Below are 16,018 nucleotides of genomic sequence, written 5' to 3'. Positions count from 1 at the left end.
AATTATCAGTGTGTGCCAAAAGCATATCAGCGAATGCCAAAAAGCTAATTATTTTGCTTTTCAGCCCATTCAAGGTAGTTTTTGGGGCTCATTCCAAAATATTTGGAAAATGACCTGCTAAAATTTGAGGGTTCTGAGAAACCGACCCTATAAGCGATTTCGGCTATGGTATATTTACCTGTGAGCAGCATATTGCGGGCGTGTTTGAGGCTCACGCTCAATATGTATTCCTGTACGCCCTGATTTGTCAAAGCTTTTATCTTGCGGTAGAGCTGACGTCTGCTCATATGCAGCAGCTCAGCTAATTGATCAACATTAAATCCTTTATTGTTCAGGTTTTCTTCCACCAGCTGTTCTACTTTCTGCAAAAAGTCACGGTCGATCGCGCCAAGGCTGTTCAGCTCCGGTAAGTTGCCGGAAGTATCCTGCCTGTGTGCGCTGTCAAATAGCTCCCGTAATTTTCTTCTTGAGAGGAGCAGGTTAGAGATGCGTGCAATCAGTAAATCCATTGCAAAGGGTTTTGGAATATAGGCATCCGCACCATGTGTATACCCTTCGATCTTGTTGTCGTCGGTTTGCTTGGCGGTCAGTAAAACAATTGGAATGTGGCTGGTGCGTTCATCGGCTTTGAGTTCCTGACAGACTTGCAGCCCATTCATTTTGGGCATCATAATATCGCTGACTACCAGGTCAGGAACAGACTGTCTGGCGAGTTCCAGCCCATCAAGTCCATTGGTGGCACTCAGAATTTCAAAATATGCCGACAGCTCGTGACGGATATAGGCCTGTAGATCGGGATTATCCTCAATCAACAGCACGATCGGCCGGTCTTCTTTCTGAGGAGTATCTGTTTCGATAGCCGGTAGCTGTTCTGTTTCCTGACTGAAGAGGGGCGATAGCAATTCTTCATACCGCGCGACAAAAGCATCGTCCTTATCCTGCAATATCGTACCTTGGGTAGATAGGTGGACGGCAAAGTCCGAGCCGCGGCCTACTTCACTCTGAACCGTTATTTTTCCACCATGCAATTCGACAAGCTCCTTGGTCAAAGCCAGACCGATGCCGGATGACTTGTTTTCATAAGGATGTACCCCATCTACTTTGTAGAATATTTCAAAAATACGTTCCCTGTCTGCTTCGGGAATTCCAATGCCATTATCGATGACGTGGATTTCGACGACAGTTTCACTTTGTGCTACCACGACTTCGATCTTTCCTCCGTTTGGTGTAAACTTAAATGCATTGGAAAGCAGATTGGAAAGAATTTTTTCAAATTTATCTTCATCAATGGAAAGCCGTATGACGGGGCTGGCATAGCGGGTAGAAAAGTCTATTTCCCGTGCCTGGGCACGTTCCTTAAAAGCTTCGCATATTTCGTTGATCAATTCGACCAGGTTTACGGTATGCGCTTTGAATGACGCGGCCCCGGTTTCCAGGCGTCTAAAATCTAGTAGTTGGTTGACTAGGTTGAGCAAGCGGTCTGCATTTTTGTACACGAGCCTGCTGTAGGTCTTCACCTGATCCATGCTGATGTCCTGATGGATGATTTTTCGAAGCGGATCCAGGATCAATGAAAGGGGAGTACGTAATTCATGTGAGATATTGGTAAAGAAATTGACCTTTATCGCATTGATCTCTTCATTCTTTTTTGCGGCTAATCGCTCTAAAAGCACATCATTTTTGAGCTTTTCCCTTGATTTTATTTCCAGAAAAAGCAGGTAGAGTATAACAGCGGTGATCAGCCCATATAGGCAATATGCCCAGGCGGTCCGCCAAAAAGGGGGAGCAACGACAATTTTCAATATCGCCTCCTTGGAGTTCCATATCCCATCGCTGTTGGCGGCCCTTACTTTAAACGTATATGTGCCTGCATCCAGATTGGTGTACGTAGCTCTTCGGTTATTGCCTACATAGTTCCACTCTTTGTCAAAGCCCTCCAGTAGATAAGCATATTGGTTCTCCTCGGGAATGGTATAACCGAGCGCCGCAAATTCAATGGTGAATACAGTTTGATCATAGTTCAGCGCCAGTTCGTTGGTCTCGTTGATATTGCGCGTCAGCGGCGAGTTTTCGGCACCTATCACAACAGGTTTGTTAAATAACTGGAAATCGGTAAAGACTACCGTAGGGGCATGTACATTTCGCCGGATACTAGCCGTCTGAAGAACATTAAATCCGTTGTTGCCACCGAACAGAATTTCCCCCCTGCTCGTTTTGAGATCTGCGCCCGCGAGGAATTCTTTTCCTTGTAAGCCATTATACCGGTTATAATTTGAAAATGTATGCTGATCCAGGCTGTACCGGCTTACACCATTATTCGTGCTGATCCATAACTGCCTATTATTGTCTTCAACAATACTATTCACCACATTGCTGGGCAGGCCCTGTTCCTCACGATAATTGACAAATGTCTTGCGCTGTCTATCGAAACGGTGTAAGCCACCGTCAATCGTACCGATCCAGATGTTGTGGTCAGAATCGCCATAAATGGTATTGATGATATCACTCTGAAGATTGCTGTTTGCCCTGTTGTAACAGGTGAAACGGTTGTCCGCCGGATGATAGATATTGATGCCACCGCCATAGGTAGCGATCCACATATCGCCATTGTCATCTTCATAAAATGCGCGAATAAAGTTGTTGTTGAGTGCGTTGGCCTGGCCATCGGCCCGATGTTTCCTGATCTCCGGTGTATTTTTTTGTATGATGTTGATTCCGTCGCCATTGGTTCCAAGCCAAATATTACCAAGTCGATCTTCTGCCAGCGCATAAATAGTATTGTTGCTCAACTGGAACGGTCCCTTACCGCTATAGAAATGGCTAAATGTACCTGTGCTCAGGTCCAGTCTCTTAAGCCCGCGTTCATAGGTTCCGATCCATAAACTTTTTTTATCTCTTGTTGTCAGTAAAGAGAGCACGGAGAATGAATTTAATCCCTTTTTATCATTGGGATCCCAGTGGATAAATTCATTGGTTGCCCGTTTCCAAAGATTGAGTGATCCGCCATCCGAACCCACCCATATATCCCCGTTAGCCTGTTCGGCAAATGAAGTAATGGTGCTTGTGCTCTGACCTGATGTGACGTGAAAATTTTTAAAAAGCTGGAAATAGGTATGATTCAGGTCATATTTGTTGATTCCACCGGCAAATGTTCCTATCCATAGGATCCCTTCCTTGTCCAATAACAGCGCGTATATCGAGTTATGGTTCAGGCTCTCCTCGTCGGCGAAATTGTTCTGATAATGTGTGAAATGCCCGGTTTTGCAGTCGAATAATTCTAATGCTTCTTCGGTGCCTACCCAGAGTTTATGCGCACCGTCGGGAACGATTGAAAGTACAACATTATTGCTTATTGTTTTGCTGTTGCCTTGTTCATTTTTGTAGGTGGTAAATGTATTGGTATGGTAATCGAAGCGGTTTAAGCCTCCATACGTCCCTACCCATAAATACCCGTCTCCATGCTGTGTAATTACATTGATCTTATTATTGCTCAGTGCGCCCGGGGCACCTGTCGAAGTGAAATAAGTGCTGCGCTGGGTTTCTTTGTTCAACAGGATAAGGCCGTTTTCCGTTCCTACCCACAGATTTCGCCGGTTATCTTCAAAAATAGACGTAACAACAGCCGTGATAGCATGCCCCTTGGTATCTCTGAACTGATGGCGGGTCAAATGACCTGTCTTTTTGTCCATTGAATAGAGATCGGTATAGGTCCCCACCCAAAAGTTTCCTTTGCTATCTTCCAGGATGGCATTGACGCTCATATCAATTCTGTTATTTCCAATTTGGGGTTTGATGACATGTTCAAAAGAGTCATTGTCCCGATCATAACGGGCCAGACCGCCACCCATCGTCCCGATCCATAGCTCGCCATGGGGGTCTTCGTACAGTGATTTTATCTGATTGTTAGGAAGACTTTTCTTATTGTTTTGTTTGGTTCTATAGATTTTAAACTGGTAACCGTCATATTTATTGAGTCCGTCCATGGTACCAAACCACATAAAGCCATATTTATCTTTTAGGATGCAGGTGACAGTGCTTTGTGATAGGCCCTCTGCGGTGGTTAGATGGCTGAAACGAGCAATGGGTCTGGTTTGTGCAGCTAGTTGAATGGTGATCAGACAAGCTATCAGAAAACATAAACATCGCTGCATTATATTGATTTTATCCACGCAATTTCGAATAATCGGTTGTAGGGCTGAAATTACTATTTATTTTGTGCCGAAAAAACTTTAAGTTAATTTTATCTCAAGCCCATTTATCCAGGCAACGAACTTTACTACCGTGAGGAATATGATGTGCAGTATTTTACCAAGAATGAGCTGATCAGTGATGTGCTCAAACACTACGAACGCTTTTTGGAAATTATTTCCGAAGAGAAGAATGAAATGTTTATCAGCAGCAATGCGAATAAAAATTTAAGATGACCCAGCAGTCAGTCTATTGTTTTGTAAAAGGAGGTTCAATATATTGGAAAGGATGAGACGGTTTACTTGAAGACTAGGTTAAATATTTGCACATTTGAATTATATATAGTAATATTGCAATATAACAAAATTGTCATGGGAATAACAAGGACAGAAATATACAGTGCCGAACACAACAAGCTGGGCTTGATGCTTAAAATACTTGGTCATCCTGCCCGGATTGCCATCCTCCAGTATATTATCGATCAGAAAACCTGTATCTGTAATGACCTGGTTGAGGAGTTGGGACTTGCCCAGGCAACGATCTCCCAGCACTTAAAAGAGCTTAAAAATATCGGCGTCATTCAGGGAACGATTGAAGGAAAGTCCGTCTGTTATTGCATTGACGAAAAAATCTGGAAAGAATTTCAAAAGCAGTTCAATCTGTTCTTTGACCAGGATGTCTGCGCCAAGAAATGCTGTTAGGCATTTTTTTCATAATATCATCGTAAAATAGCAATATAACATTTAAATATAAGGTCATGAAACTATCAGAAATCAAGGAAATCCTACAGGGATTAGAAAATGTAGCGTTTAAGCTGGAAGATGGTACATTTGTACCGGAGTACTTCCACGTAACCGAAGTTGGTCAGATCACCAAAAACTTCATTGACTGCGGCGGAGTGATCCGTAAAGAAAAGACTGTCAATTTTCAGCTTTGGAACGCGGACGATTATGAACATCGTCTAAAACCCGGAAAGCTGTTAAATATCATCAAACTTTCGGAAGAAAAGCTGGGTCTTGAAGAAGGCGACATTGAGGTAGAATACCAAAGTGGCACGATCGGCAAATACGACCTCGGCTTTGACGGAAAGACATTTGTGCTGAAAAATAAGACCACGGCATGCCTGGCGCAGGATGCCTGTGGGATCCCAGCTGCAAAACAAAAGATAAACCTTGTACAGCTCGGTGTCAATCCCGGTTCTTCTTGTACCCCCGGAAGCGGCTGTTGCTAGAAATCGCGGTACAATAAGAAAAAATTAAGTCGAGAAAACATGAACGATAAAATACTAGAAACAATCGGAGGACTTTCGTCTGAAGCTGTGTCAGTGGAAAGGGAAATGTGCCTACAACCCTTAATAGCCTATTTAAATGAGAAAGTGGACAAAGTGGAAGGTATCCGTTTAAATTTCATCTGTACCCACAATAGCCGCAGGAGCCACCTCTCGCAGGTTTGGGCACAAACCATGGCCCACCATTTTGGATTGAAAGATCTGTTCTGCTATTCTGGTGGAACGGAAGCTACGGCGATGTTCCCAAAGGTAGCGGAGACACTCGCCAGCCAGGGTTTTGAGATCCTACAATTGGCTGAAGGTAGCAATCCGGTCTATGCTGTTAAGTATGCCCCAAATGAACCGCCGATCATGTGCTTTTCAAAGGTTTACGACAACAGATTCAATCCGGCGAATGGATTTGGTGCCATCATGACCTGCAGTAATGCCGATGAAGGGTGCCCCATTGTGATGGGTGCTGAAGCAAGATTTCCGATAAAATACGAAGATCCAAAGATTTCGGATGGAACGCCTGAACAGACCCAGGTTTACCGGCAACGGAGCCTGGAGATTGCCTGCGAGATGTTCTACGTCTTTTCACAGATCAAAAAGTAACCTATGCAGCCAAAACTAAAATTTCTTGACCGCTATCTTACCCTATGGATATTTCTCGCTATGGCAATCGGTGTTGGGATAGGCCATTATTTCCCCGGAATAGCTAATGTTACGAACTCGCTTTCCGTTGGGACAACCAATATACCACTGGCGATCGGATTGATCCTGATGATGTACCCGCCGCTTGCAAAGGTGGACTACTCGATTCTCCCGCTAGCGGTGAAGGATAAAAAGGCTATTGGCATTTCACTTTTACTTAACTGGGGCATCGGCCCAGTCCTTATGTTTGCGCTGGCGGTTATTTTTTTACGGGATGAACCTGACTATATGGTCGGATTGATCCTTATCGGACTGGCGAGGTGTATCGCTATGGTGATTGTCTGGAATGACCTGGCAAAAGGGAACAGGGAATATGCCGCTCTGTTGGTGGCATTGAACAGTATTTTTCAGGTTTTCACCTACAGCTTTATGGTCTGGTTGTTTATTAATATCCTGCCCAGTAAGTTGGGATTGGCTGAATTCGACGTAAGTGTATCGATAAAGGATGTGACACAAAGTGTGCTGATCTATCTTGGAATTCCCTTTTTGGCTGGATTTTTAAGCCGATATATACTGATCAGTATAAATGGAAAAGAATGGTTCAACAGAAAGTTTATACCCAAGGTTTCACCTGTCACATTATATGCATTACTCTTTACCATCGTGTTGATGTTTAGTCTCAAAGGGGGTAAAATATTGGAACTACCTATGGATGTCGTTAAAGTGGCCATTCCCTTGGTGATCTATTTTGTATGCATGTTTTTTCTCAGCTTTTTTATCAATCGATCGATGGATATTCCTTATGAAAAGAATGCTTCTATTGCCTTTACTGCAACGGGAAATAATTTTGAGCTGGCCATAGCCGTTGCTATAGCTGTATTCGGAATACACTCTCCGCAGGCTTTTGTAGGGGTTATCGGTCCGCTGGTGGAAGTGCCTGTCCTTATATTGTTGGTAAGGGCAAGTCTATGGTTAAAGAAAAGGTATTATCGTTGATGCTGTAACCGGGGCAAAAATTGTTTTAATTAAAACTTTTTTGCGTCGACAACGGTTTTTTGGGGAGTTCCTTAAATAGTTAGATATTGTATTTTTTGAGGCTAGGTGTTGATCTCCTAGCCTTTGTTATTTTTTGGATAAACGATCGGTCTCACCTTATTCTGCCAGGTCAGTTTCGGTGTGCATCGCACAGATCCATTCCTCATTTTCTTTGACCCAGGTTGATGTACAGGCGCAATTAAATGACGTTTTCTCACCTTGAGCCACATACTCCATTTTGATCAGATAGGCAATAACTGCAGTCTGTCCCTGAATGACTTGTGATTCTTCTGACTTTATTTCCAGCACTCTTAATTTCACGCCTTCGCTCGAATCAAACATCGTTTTAAAAGTAGTTTCATCAACTTGGCGTATTCCGTTTTTTCCAGCCACCAGGCAGGGAAAACGGGTCAGTCGCTTAATGGTCCCGAAGTTGCGGTCTTCCATTGCCTGCCAATATTCCTTTTCAAGTTCGATAATTTCTGTTTCCATGATAAGCTAATTTTTGTAAAAATTCCATTCCTATTTCCAATACAATCGAAAACGATTGTCAATAAGAACGATGGCCACGATCAATTGGTTTTGTCTTAAAACTACCTGTCGATGAATGGATTGAATCAGCGGATAACAATGTACCGAGCTGCGAGCCCTTCGGCATCCTGCCGCAGGCTATTCTCGTTGGTATTCCCAATACGGACCGGACGCGAGACCTGACGCCGACTGCTGTTTCAGTAGCGGGTTTAATGCTTATATTGCCAATGATCCTAGCCTCTGTTGGGATAATGAGCTGTTGATCAGGAAGACCGACAGTACGCAAAGGGACTTTAAGGATATCCGCCTTTTTCTTGCCCAGGCCAATAATGCCCGGCTCCGGAATGTGACCGACGATGAACATGAAATTGCGATCGCCAAATTTAGAACGGTATTGGAAAAGGAACGGTTAAAAAATCTTCGATGGAAATATGCTTTCTATGAAGAGGACGATCATGGCACTGTGCCATTGCCGGGCAACAATGATGGTTTGCGTTTTATCTTTGGATCTTATCGCTGGAACTTCAGGGATGCGTTAAAAGATCCGGCGGCCATTCGCAAGCATTTTGATAAGGTCTCTGCGGAGCTAAATTACCCATTCAGCCCAACACAGTTTTTCTTTCACAAAATAATTACCATTGCACGTGAGCGCAGTAATGATGCGGTGGTGAAACAGCTTCAAGAGCTGCAGCAGACTTATTACCCTAACACTAACAAAAGCGGTTAACTTAAATGAGCTCATCAACTATGTCAGCGATAGGAAATAATGACACTGGTATTCTGTACGGAGGATAACTTTAGCAAGCTTATGCAAGTTGCAGATCATCCTGCTATTTATTATGCTTATCTACGAATTGATTACAACAATGTCGAGCCCGCATCAATTAAAGACGCGTGCATGGGAGTTTTCGATTTCCTTTTTTTATTTCGCAACCCTAATTCGAATTAATATCTTGCGGAAAAAGATATTGTTTAATTGTCCGCTGAAAAAGGAAATGCGATATAATTGTGATAAAAATGTGATATCGCTGATTTTGATTTTCAAGTTAGTAAACGACAATTTTGTAGCTATTGAAATGAACAACAACATGGAGTCCAAAAATCAGCAAAAAATCATCCCTAATATTATTGAAAACGATAGTTTCGTTTGTTTAAAATATACTATTTTTATGACTCAAAGGGCTGTAATATATCTTCCTTTAACTATATAATGACTTACGAAGTCAATGAAAACATTATTTTCAATTTTTATTGTTTGCTTGCTGACCTTTAAAACGATTGCTGCAGATAGCAAACAGCAACAGGTTGATTCATTATTAAATAAAACAAAAGAATTTCATAACGCGGGCAAACTGTTGCCGCAGTTGGAGACTGCAATGAAGGCTCTTAATTCAGCTAATGAACTAGGTGATAAAAAAGGAAATGCGAAAGCTCATTTTTGGGTTGCAGAGGTACTTTTCAAAATTGGTCTTTATAGGGAGGGCTTTCAGTATCTAAAACAGCTACAGGCACTGAAATTTGATGGCGAAGATCTTGAATTTCAAGCTGAGACCCATGGATTAAAAGGAAAAGGATATATAGGACTGAATTTGCTGCAGCAAGCACATCAAGAGTTTCACGTACAGCTTACCTGTGCTAAGAAGTTGAAAGACAAATTACAAAGAAAGAACCTTGTGCATGCTTTTGGTAACTTGGCGACTGTTTTTAGTCGACTTGGAAAACCTGACTCTGTACTGAAATATAATAAGTTGCAATTGGATGTTTTGCTGGAACTCAATGAAAAGGAAAACGTATTGCTTTATTTGGATACTTATGATGGATTTGGAAATTTTTATACACAACGGAGGGATTTTGCAAAAGCAGAGCTATATCTCAACAAGTCGCTCGATCTTGTGAATAAATACCAAATTCCCACATTTTTTAATACCAAAACCTATTTAGGTAATTTAGAAAAAGAGAAAAGAAATTATAAAAAAGCATTGATCTACTTTGAAGAGAGCTTGGCAAATATGGAAAAGGTTGGAGCATGGGATGCGATCAGGGGGCGTTACAAATTTCTAGTTAACTATTATCGGTATCATAAATTTGGGAGCCAAAAAGTTGAAAAATATGAAATGGGCTATACCTGGATCAATGATTCTTTGGAGAAAAAAAATAAAGAGATCATAGATGTGGTGATGGATCAAATCAAGAGATCGAAAGAAAAAGAAGCCGCCTTAAGGGTTTCAAAATTAGTTTCTATTTCGATAATCGCCCTTATTTTGCTCGTTGTTGTAATCACGTTTTTTGTATGGCGCGTGAGGCATAATCGTGAGCTTCTGGCGAAAAAGGAAGAGGCATTAGAGGAGACAGAAATAATGAATCAGAAACTTACTGGGCAGATTGCCGAAAATAAATTCAATAACCTGATTGACCTAGCCAAAAGTAATAATCCGGAGTTTCTGACGTTATTTACTGAACTTTATCCTCAATTTATACAATCCTTAAAACTATTTGATCCCAATATTAGAACAACAGAGCTGGAGTTTTGTGCAATGGCTTTTCTTAATTTTACGACGAAAAACATTGCGGAATACACTTTTGTCACAGTTAGGGCAGTACAGGTTCGGAAAAATAGGTTGCGTAAGAAGCTAGAGATCCCTTCGGTAGTAGATTTCAATACTTGGATGCGTGGACTAGCAGAAAATGAAGAACAGAACAGGACATCATGAAATTTAAAGGTCTTATCAGAGTAAAATTTATTGAGATGCGGTAATTTATTTGTAAGAAAAACGCTAATTTTATCGCTTCTAATATTAGCTGCTTTTTAAACTAAATAACCTATAAATCAATGATGAAACAATTTTTATTTTTTATTTTATGCCTACTGACGCTAAAGGCAATTGCTGACGATACCAAAAAGCAAGAGGTTGATTCAATCTTGGCTAAAGCGAGAGAATTCCATATCGCTGTTGAAGTAGTGCCGCAACTGGAGTTTGCCATAAAGGGCCTTGAATTGGCCAATAAATATAAGTACGATGAAGGACAATCGAAAGCGCACTTTTGGGCGGCTGATGCGCTCTTGAATATTGGTCTGTTTAAAGAAGCATTTAAACATCTTACAAGTATTGAAACAACAAGGTATTATGCGAAGAAAATCCTTATGCAGTCCGAAACACATAGACTGAAAGGCAAAGGGTATCTAGCACTAGGTTTGTATCACCAAGCCACTCAAGAGTTTCACTTTCAGCTTGCCTGTGCCAAGAAACTGGATGCTGAACAACAAAAAAGATCCGCTATCTATGCATATTCAAATTTAAGTAGTGTTTATCAAAGACTGGATAAACGTGACTCTTTATTAAAATATATTGAACTTCAGCTCGATGGTTTGAAGGGGTTTGATGAAAAGGAAAATGCATCGCTTTACGTGGAGGTTTATGCTGATCTAGGTAATTTTTATACCAAAAAGGGCGATTTAACGAAAGCACAACACTATCTCGATAAATCGCTGGCACTCGTGGAGAAGTATAAAGTTCTCGTATTTTTTAATACGATGAGCTATTTAACGAATCTGGAACAAGCAAAAGGGAATTACAAAAAAGCAGCGACTTTTTCAGAAAAAGGCCTCGAAAATATGCAGAAAGTTGGGAATTGGGACGCTGTTTGTAGAAGGTACAAATCCTTAGCTTACTTTTATCGATTTTATAACCTGGGGAGTCAGAAAGCAGATGAATATGATCTCGCTTACCGTCTGCTCAATGATTCATTGGAAAAAGAAAATAAGCTAGTAATGGATGCGGTAATGATTCAGCTTAAAAAATCAAAAGATAAGGAAGCTGCTAACAAGGTCTCAAAATCGGTTACTGTCTCTTTAGTCATCCTGGCGGTACTTATTATTGCCATTGCCTTTTCTGTATGGCGCGTAAGGCACAACCGTAAGCTGCTTGGACAAAAGGAAGAGGCGCTACATGAAACAGAAACCCTCAATAAGGAGCTGACAGAGCAGATCGGCGAAAACAAGTTCATTAACCTGATCGACCTGGCCAAAAGTAATAATCCGGAGTTCCTGACATTATTTGCTGAACTCTATCCGCAGTTTATCCAGACCTTGAAAACCTTTGACCCGAAGATCAGAACGACAGAACTGGAGTTTTGTGCCATGGCTTTTCTTAATTTTTCGACAAAAAACATAGCGGAATATACCTTTGTCACTGTCCGGGCTGTACAGGTCCGCAAAAACAGGTTGCGCAAGAAGCTTGAAATTCCTTCGGAAGCAGATTTCAATACCTGGATGCGTGGGTTGGCGGAGAAGGAGGAATGTTGAGTTCGATCACAACATAGAGAATCTTATTGTAGCGGAAATGTAGTAAATAGTTGAAAACGATGGGGAATTAATTAAGTTTGTAGTATAGCGCGTATATCATGCATTCTTTTTATTTCTATTGTTTATTTGTCAGTTCGTTGATCAGTAGCTCCCTCCTTGGGCAATCACTGGATCAGCCTTCTTTTCGGAATATTTCGTTGGGAACGAATGCAAATACGGTGCATTCCTTTGCGCAGGATAGTTTGGGAATGCTCTGGCTGGGCAGTAACAATGGACTTTTTAATTACGATGGCTATTCTTTACAGGCGCTAACCGGGGCCAAATCTCCTTTTCAGACCTTTGTCTACTGCATTGCGCTGATAGACGACAAGCGCTTTGCGCTGGGTACCGGACAAGGGGTACTGCTTTACAATTATCAGGAAGACCGTTTTGAGGCCTTTCCAACAGGCGGGCCTTCGGATGTCAGGGCTTTACTACGTGTAGGTGATAAATTGTGGATAGGTTCAATCTCCGGTTTATACTGCTATGATATTGCGACGCGTCAGCTCGTGGATTATGGCAAATCTGTCCCTAATAATAAGATTAAAACTGCTGTTTATGCGCTTGATCAGGTCGGGGATAGGCTCTTAATCGGTACGTATAATGGGCTTTTTGAATTGAACCCTGCTCAAAAAGAGGCATTGCCTTTGGTACTCCCGGATTACAGAGCGGGTAGCAATCAATTTGTGAATTCGATATTTACCATCAAGGAGTCTGCCAGAACCTTTATCGGTACCGAATATGGCCTGTATCTGTATGAAAATAGCACCCGTACCCTCCGAAAGAGCCCCGTGCTTCAAAATCATCCGATCAAGGCGATGGCCTCCAAGGACAAAAATACCCTGCTCGTGGGGACGGATGATGGTCTGTTTAGCTATCAGCTGGATCGGCAGTTGGTCACGCGGATCAAACATGATTCGCGTAATAGAAATTCACTGGCCAACAATATTGTATGGAGTATCTTTAAAGACCGATCGGAAAATATCTGGCTGGGCACCGACCTTGGTTTTTCCTTATGGTCAAACCGCAAAGTAGAAAAAATATTACCCATCTATCAATTGACATCAAGCAGTGATGGCAACCGCTTTTACAAAATTTCAAAGGACCGCAAGGGATGGTACTGGCTGGGCGGGGATAATGGCTTGATCCGTAGCCATGGATTGGGCGGCCACACTTCGGAAAGCTTTTGGTATCGCATGGATGCCAAGGACTATCGGCTGGCACATAACCGTATTCGGGATATTTATGAGGATCGTAGCGGTTTGGTGTGGATTGCTTCTGACGGCGGAGTGAATGTTTTTGATGTCCATAGCCAGCAGTTCAGAAACTTTACGATCGTGGATGCCAGTGGACGGAGAAATGCAAAGTGGGCGTACGATATTCTGGAGGATGAGGCGGATAATCTGTGGATTGCTTCTTACATGGGGGGAATATTTGTCGTCAACCGGAATACGCTATTGGAAACAAAGGGACCAATTATAGCAAGCAAGAATTTTAGTAAAGCAGACGGGCTTTTGGAAGATTTTGCCAACCAGATCGTCGACAATGGCCGGGGCAAAATGCTGGCCTTATTTTATAATAAGGGTATCAGTAGCATCAATAGGGGCACCGGCAAGATAAGCGAATTGAAGGATAGTGCTGGGCATTCGTTTGCGCAGGCGACCTTTATGCTGAAAGACAGACAGCATACCCTATGGGTAGGGGAGCACGGTGAGCTAAGACAGATCAGCGCAGATGGGAAAAGTAAACGGATTCGCTTTGACCCTGTCGGTAGGGGCGAAGTCACAGCCATGGTCGAAGTGGATGACGCTATTTGGGTGGCTACAAACGCTGGGGTCTGGCAGATCAATAAGAAAAGCCTTAAGGCCGAACTGTTGCGCTATGGGCAGCGGATTTCGTCCATGTATTACGATGCCGAACGGGCGGAGGTGGTGCTCGGGGGAATTGATGAAGTGGTGTTGCTGCCTGATCAAAAGGAGCTTACGGGTATAGACCGCTCAAAAAAGATCGTACTTACTGCAATGTACATCAACAACGAACTCTTCGGCAATTACGGCTATGGTTTGCGCTATCGGAATGAAATTACATTGGATCACGATCAGAACAACCTTAGGCTTGAATTTTCGGACTTGGACTATGGGAATCATCTCGGCTATCGTCTGGCCTATGCCTTCAAAGGTCAAAACGAAACCTGGATCCCCATGGAACGTGGCGATAATAAGGTGCTGCTATCCAACTTAAATTCGGGTAGCTATGATCTACAATTGGCCAAAGTGGATATTGCTGGCCATGTTGTTTCTGAAATTTATACTTATCATATCCAGATTCGCTATCCTTGGTATGCCTCATATTGGGCCAAGGGCGTGTATGTACTTATCGCTGGCTGCTTGTTGTTTTGGATCGTTAATTTTTTCCGTGTGCGCAATACTTTGAAATGGGAGCGGCGGGAGCGACGGAAGGTGCTCGAACTAACGAAGATGAAAATGGACTTTCTGGCAGCCATATCACATGAGCTGAAAACACCATTGAGCTTAATCCTGGCGCCCGTGAGCCAACTGATGCGGCAGACAAAAAACAGCGATAAAAAGAAACAGCTGGATGGTGTGCACCGAAATGCCTTAAAAATCAGTCACCTGATTCAGGAACTCATGACCTTTGATCGGGTGGAGCAGCAGGAAACACCGCTGCAGGGATTGCTTACATCACAGATTGACCTCGTGCCTTATGTCAGGCAGATTACCGAAGACTGGCAGCAGCTCCCTGAGTATACGGCCCTCACCATTCGCTTTGAAAGTGATTTGGAAAGTTTTTTTGTACAAACGGATGTGGCCAAACTGGGATCGATAGTCAATAACCTGCTCGCGAATGCCTGCAAATACAATCGGCCGGATGGAAGGGTGGATGTTTCCCTGCAAGCAATGGATACCGGCGTGCAACTGGTCGTGAAGGATACCGGAATTGGAATTGCTGCGGACGACCTGCCTTATGTTTTTAGCAAATTCTACCGCTCTTCCTTAAAAGACGTAAGCGGGGTGCAGGGGACCGGGGTTGGCCTTTTCTTGGTCAAAAGCTATTGTGATCAGTTGGGCTGGAACATCGGGATAGCAAGCAATCAGGAGGGAACCAAAGTGACACTTCACTTGAAATTGGCGCGCATAGACGATACGGACAGTAGGGATAATCCCAAGGCAGATACGGGAAATCGTGATCGGGGCGACAAACGTAAACTGCTGATCGTCGAGGATAATGCTGAACTTGCTGATTTCTTGGTAAACGCTTTACAAACTACGTATGATTGTAGCATTGTGGGGGACGGTCGTCAGGCACTGCACGTGATCGATGGACATACCTTCATGCCCGATATTGTCATCACGGATGCCATGATGCCCAATATGGGGGGAATTGAAATGGTCAGAAAGCTTCGCCAAAATACGGCTACAGCAACAATACCGATCATTCTGCTGACTGCACAACATGATGAACTGATCCAGCGCGAATGGGTGACGGCCGGAGTGGATGCTTATATGACCAAACCTTTTGATTTGGAAATCCTCCAGATGCAATTGCTCCAGCTGTTGGACAGAAAAGAGAAACTCGTAACGCAATTGCGTATAGACGAAATCAGCAAACCAGCGGAGCCCCTCCCAGTGCAATCGCCGGATGAAAAGTTCCTGGTGCAGGTGACTCAGCTCATCGAAGAGCATATCGATGATTCTGAATTTTCGGTCCAGCGCCTCAGTGACCTGACGGATGTGGCCGCCAAACAGCTTTACCGCAAGATCAAACAGCTGACAGGTTATACGCCGGTAGAATATATCCGCAGTATCCGCATCAAAAAAGCGGCCTTATTGCTGCAGCAAAAAAAGTTTACCGTGGCTGAGGTCATGTATATGGTCGGTTTCTCCAACGCTTCGTATTTCTCAAAATGCTTTCAGTCGGAATTTGGTATGCCGCCAAAGACCTATATGGAAAGTTTTAGTTAAGTTGTTGATATTTAGTGT

Annotated in this window: 10 protein-coding genes; 8 read left to right on the top strand and 2 right to left on the bottom strand. The window is 42.9% G+C overall.

From position 1 onward, the window contains the following. Positions 1-44: 44 nt before the first annotated feature. Complete coding sequence (locus B4G94_RS24975; protein WP_286862825.1) at positions 45-4,151, bottom strand: hybrid sensor histidine kinase/response regulator transcription factor; 4,107 nt, start codon at positions 4,149-4,151, stop codon at positions 45-47. Between the two features lie 408 nt (positions 4,152-4,559). On the opposite strand from B4G94_RS24975, the gene B4G94_RS24970 reads away from it, so the two are divergent. The 4 genes from B4G94_RS24970 to arsB are packed head-to-tail and all read left to right on the top strand — an operon-like array spanning position 4,560 to position 7,105. Then, on the top strand, positions 4,560-4,889 hold the full coding sequence (locus B4G94_RS24970; protein WP_286862824.1) for an ArsR/SmtB family transcription factor: 330 nt from the start codon (positions 4,560-4,562) through the stop codon (positions 4,887-4,889). A gap of 56 nt (positions 4,890-4,945) precedes the next feature. Further along, positions 4,946-5,419, top strand: coding sequence for a DUF6428 family protein (locus B4G94_RS24965; protein ID WP_286862823.1), 474 nt, complete (start codon positions 4,946-4,948; stop codon positions 5,417-5,419). Between the two features lie 39 nt (positions 5,420-5,458). Beyond that, positions 5,459-6,070, top strand: coding sequence for a low molecular weight phosphatase family protein (locus B4G94_RS24960; protein ID WP_286862822.1), 612 nt, complete (start codon positions 5,459-5,461; stop codon positions 6,068-6,070). A gap of 3 nt (positions 6,071-6,073) precedes the next feature. Next, positions 6,074-7,105 (top strand): ACR3 family arsenite efflux transporter, encoded by a 1,032-nt coding sequence (gene arsB, locus B4G94_RS24955; RefSeq protein ID WP_286862821.1) that lies wholly within the window; start codon positions 6,074-6,076, stop codon positions 7,103-7,105. Positions 7,106-7,261: 156 nt separating this feature from the next. Here the strand turns inward: arsB and B4G94_RS24950 are convergent, their stop codons facing one another. Continuing rightward, entirely contained in the window at positions 7,262-7,636 is a 375-nt protein-coding gene (locus B4G94_RS24950) for a nuclear transport factor 2 family protein (RefSeq protein ID WP_286862820.1), read from the bottom strand. A 298-nt stretch (positions 7,637-7,934) separates the two neighbouring features. On the opposite strand from B4G94_RS24950, the gene B4G94_RS24945 reads away from it, so the two are divergent. The 4 genes from B4G94_RS24945 to B4G94_RS24930 all read left to right on the top strand — a co-directional run bounded on the left by B4G94_RS24945 (position 7,935) and on the right by B4G94_RS24930 (position 16,000). Further along, positions 7,935-8,402, top strand: coding sequence for a hypothetical protein (locus B4G94_RS24945; protein WP_286862819.1), 468 nt, complete (start codon positions 7,935-7,937; stop codon positions 8,400-8,402). 499 nt (positions 8,403-8,901) lie between these two features. Next, the gene (locus tag B4G94_RS24940) at positions 8,902-10,386 is read left to right on the top strand and encodes a tetratricopeptide repeat protein (RefSeq protein ID WP_286862818.1); all 1,485 of its coding nucleotides are present in this window, start codon (positions 8,902-8,904) and stop codon (positions 10,384-10,386) included. 119 nt (positions 10,387-10,505) lie between these two features. Further along, entirely contained in the window at positions 10,506-11,978 is a 1,473-nt protein-coding gene (locus B4G94_RS24935; protein WP_286862816.1) for a hypothetical protein, read from the top strand. 98 nt (positions 11,979-12,076) lie between these two features. Next, positions 12,077-16,000, top strand: coding sequence for an ATP-binding protein (locus B4G94_RS24930; RefSeq protein ID WP_286862815.1), 3,924 nt, complete (start codon positions 12,077-12,079; stop codon positions 15,998-16,000). Positions 16,001-16,018 lie beyond the last annotated feature (18 nt).

Source organism: Sphingobacterium sp. UBA7625, assembly GCF_002484085.1.
Lineage (GTDB): Bacteria > Bacteroidota > Bacteroidia > Sphingobacteriales > Sphingobacteriaceae > Sphingobacterium > Sphingobacterium athyrii.
The sequence above is the reverse complement of the archived record's forward strand: the minus strand, read 5'-3'. Positions and strand labels throughout refer to the sequence as shown.

Coding starts and splice junctions, on each gene's coding strand:
- B4G94_RS24975 (WP_286862825.1), bottom strand. CDS start 4,151: ATGCAGCGATGTTTATGTTTTCTGATAGCTTGTCTGATCACCATTCAA.
- B4G94_RS24970 (WP_286862824.1), top strand. CDS start 4,560: ATGGGAATAACAAGGACAGAAATATACAGTGCCGAACACAACAAGCTG.
- B4G94_RS24965 (WP_286862823.1), top strand. CDS start 4,946: ATGAAACTATCAGAAATCAAGGAAATCCTACAGGGATTAGAAAATGTA.
- B4G94_RS24960 (WP_286862822.1), top strand. CDS start 5,459: ATGAACGATAAAATACTAGAAACAATCGGAGGACTTTCGTCTGAAGCT.
- arsB (WP_286862821.1), top strand. CDS start 6,074: ATGCAGCCAAAACTAAAATTTCTTGACCGCTATCTTACCCTATGGATA.
- B4G94_RS24950 (WP_286862820.1), bottom strand. CDS start 7,636: ATGGAAACAGAAATTATCGAACTTGAAAAGGAATATTGGCAGGCAATG.
- B4G94_RS24940 (WP_286862818.1), top strand. CDS start 8,902: ATGAAAACATTATTTTCAATTTTTATTGTTTGCTTGCTGACCTTTAAA.
- B4G94_RS24935 (WP_286862816.1), top strand. CDS start 10,506: ATGATGAAACAATTTTTATTTTTTATTTTATGCCTACTGACGCTAAAG.
- B4G94_RS24930 (WP_286862815.1), top strand. CDS start 12,077: ATGCATTCTTTTTATTTCTATTGTTTATTTGTCAGTTCGTTGATCAGT.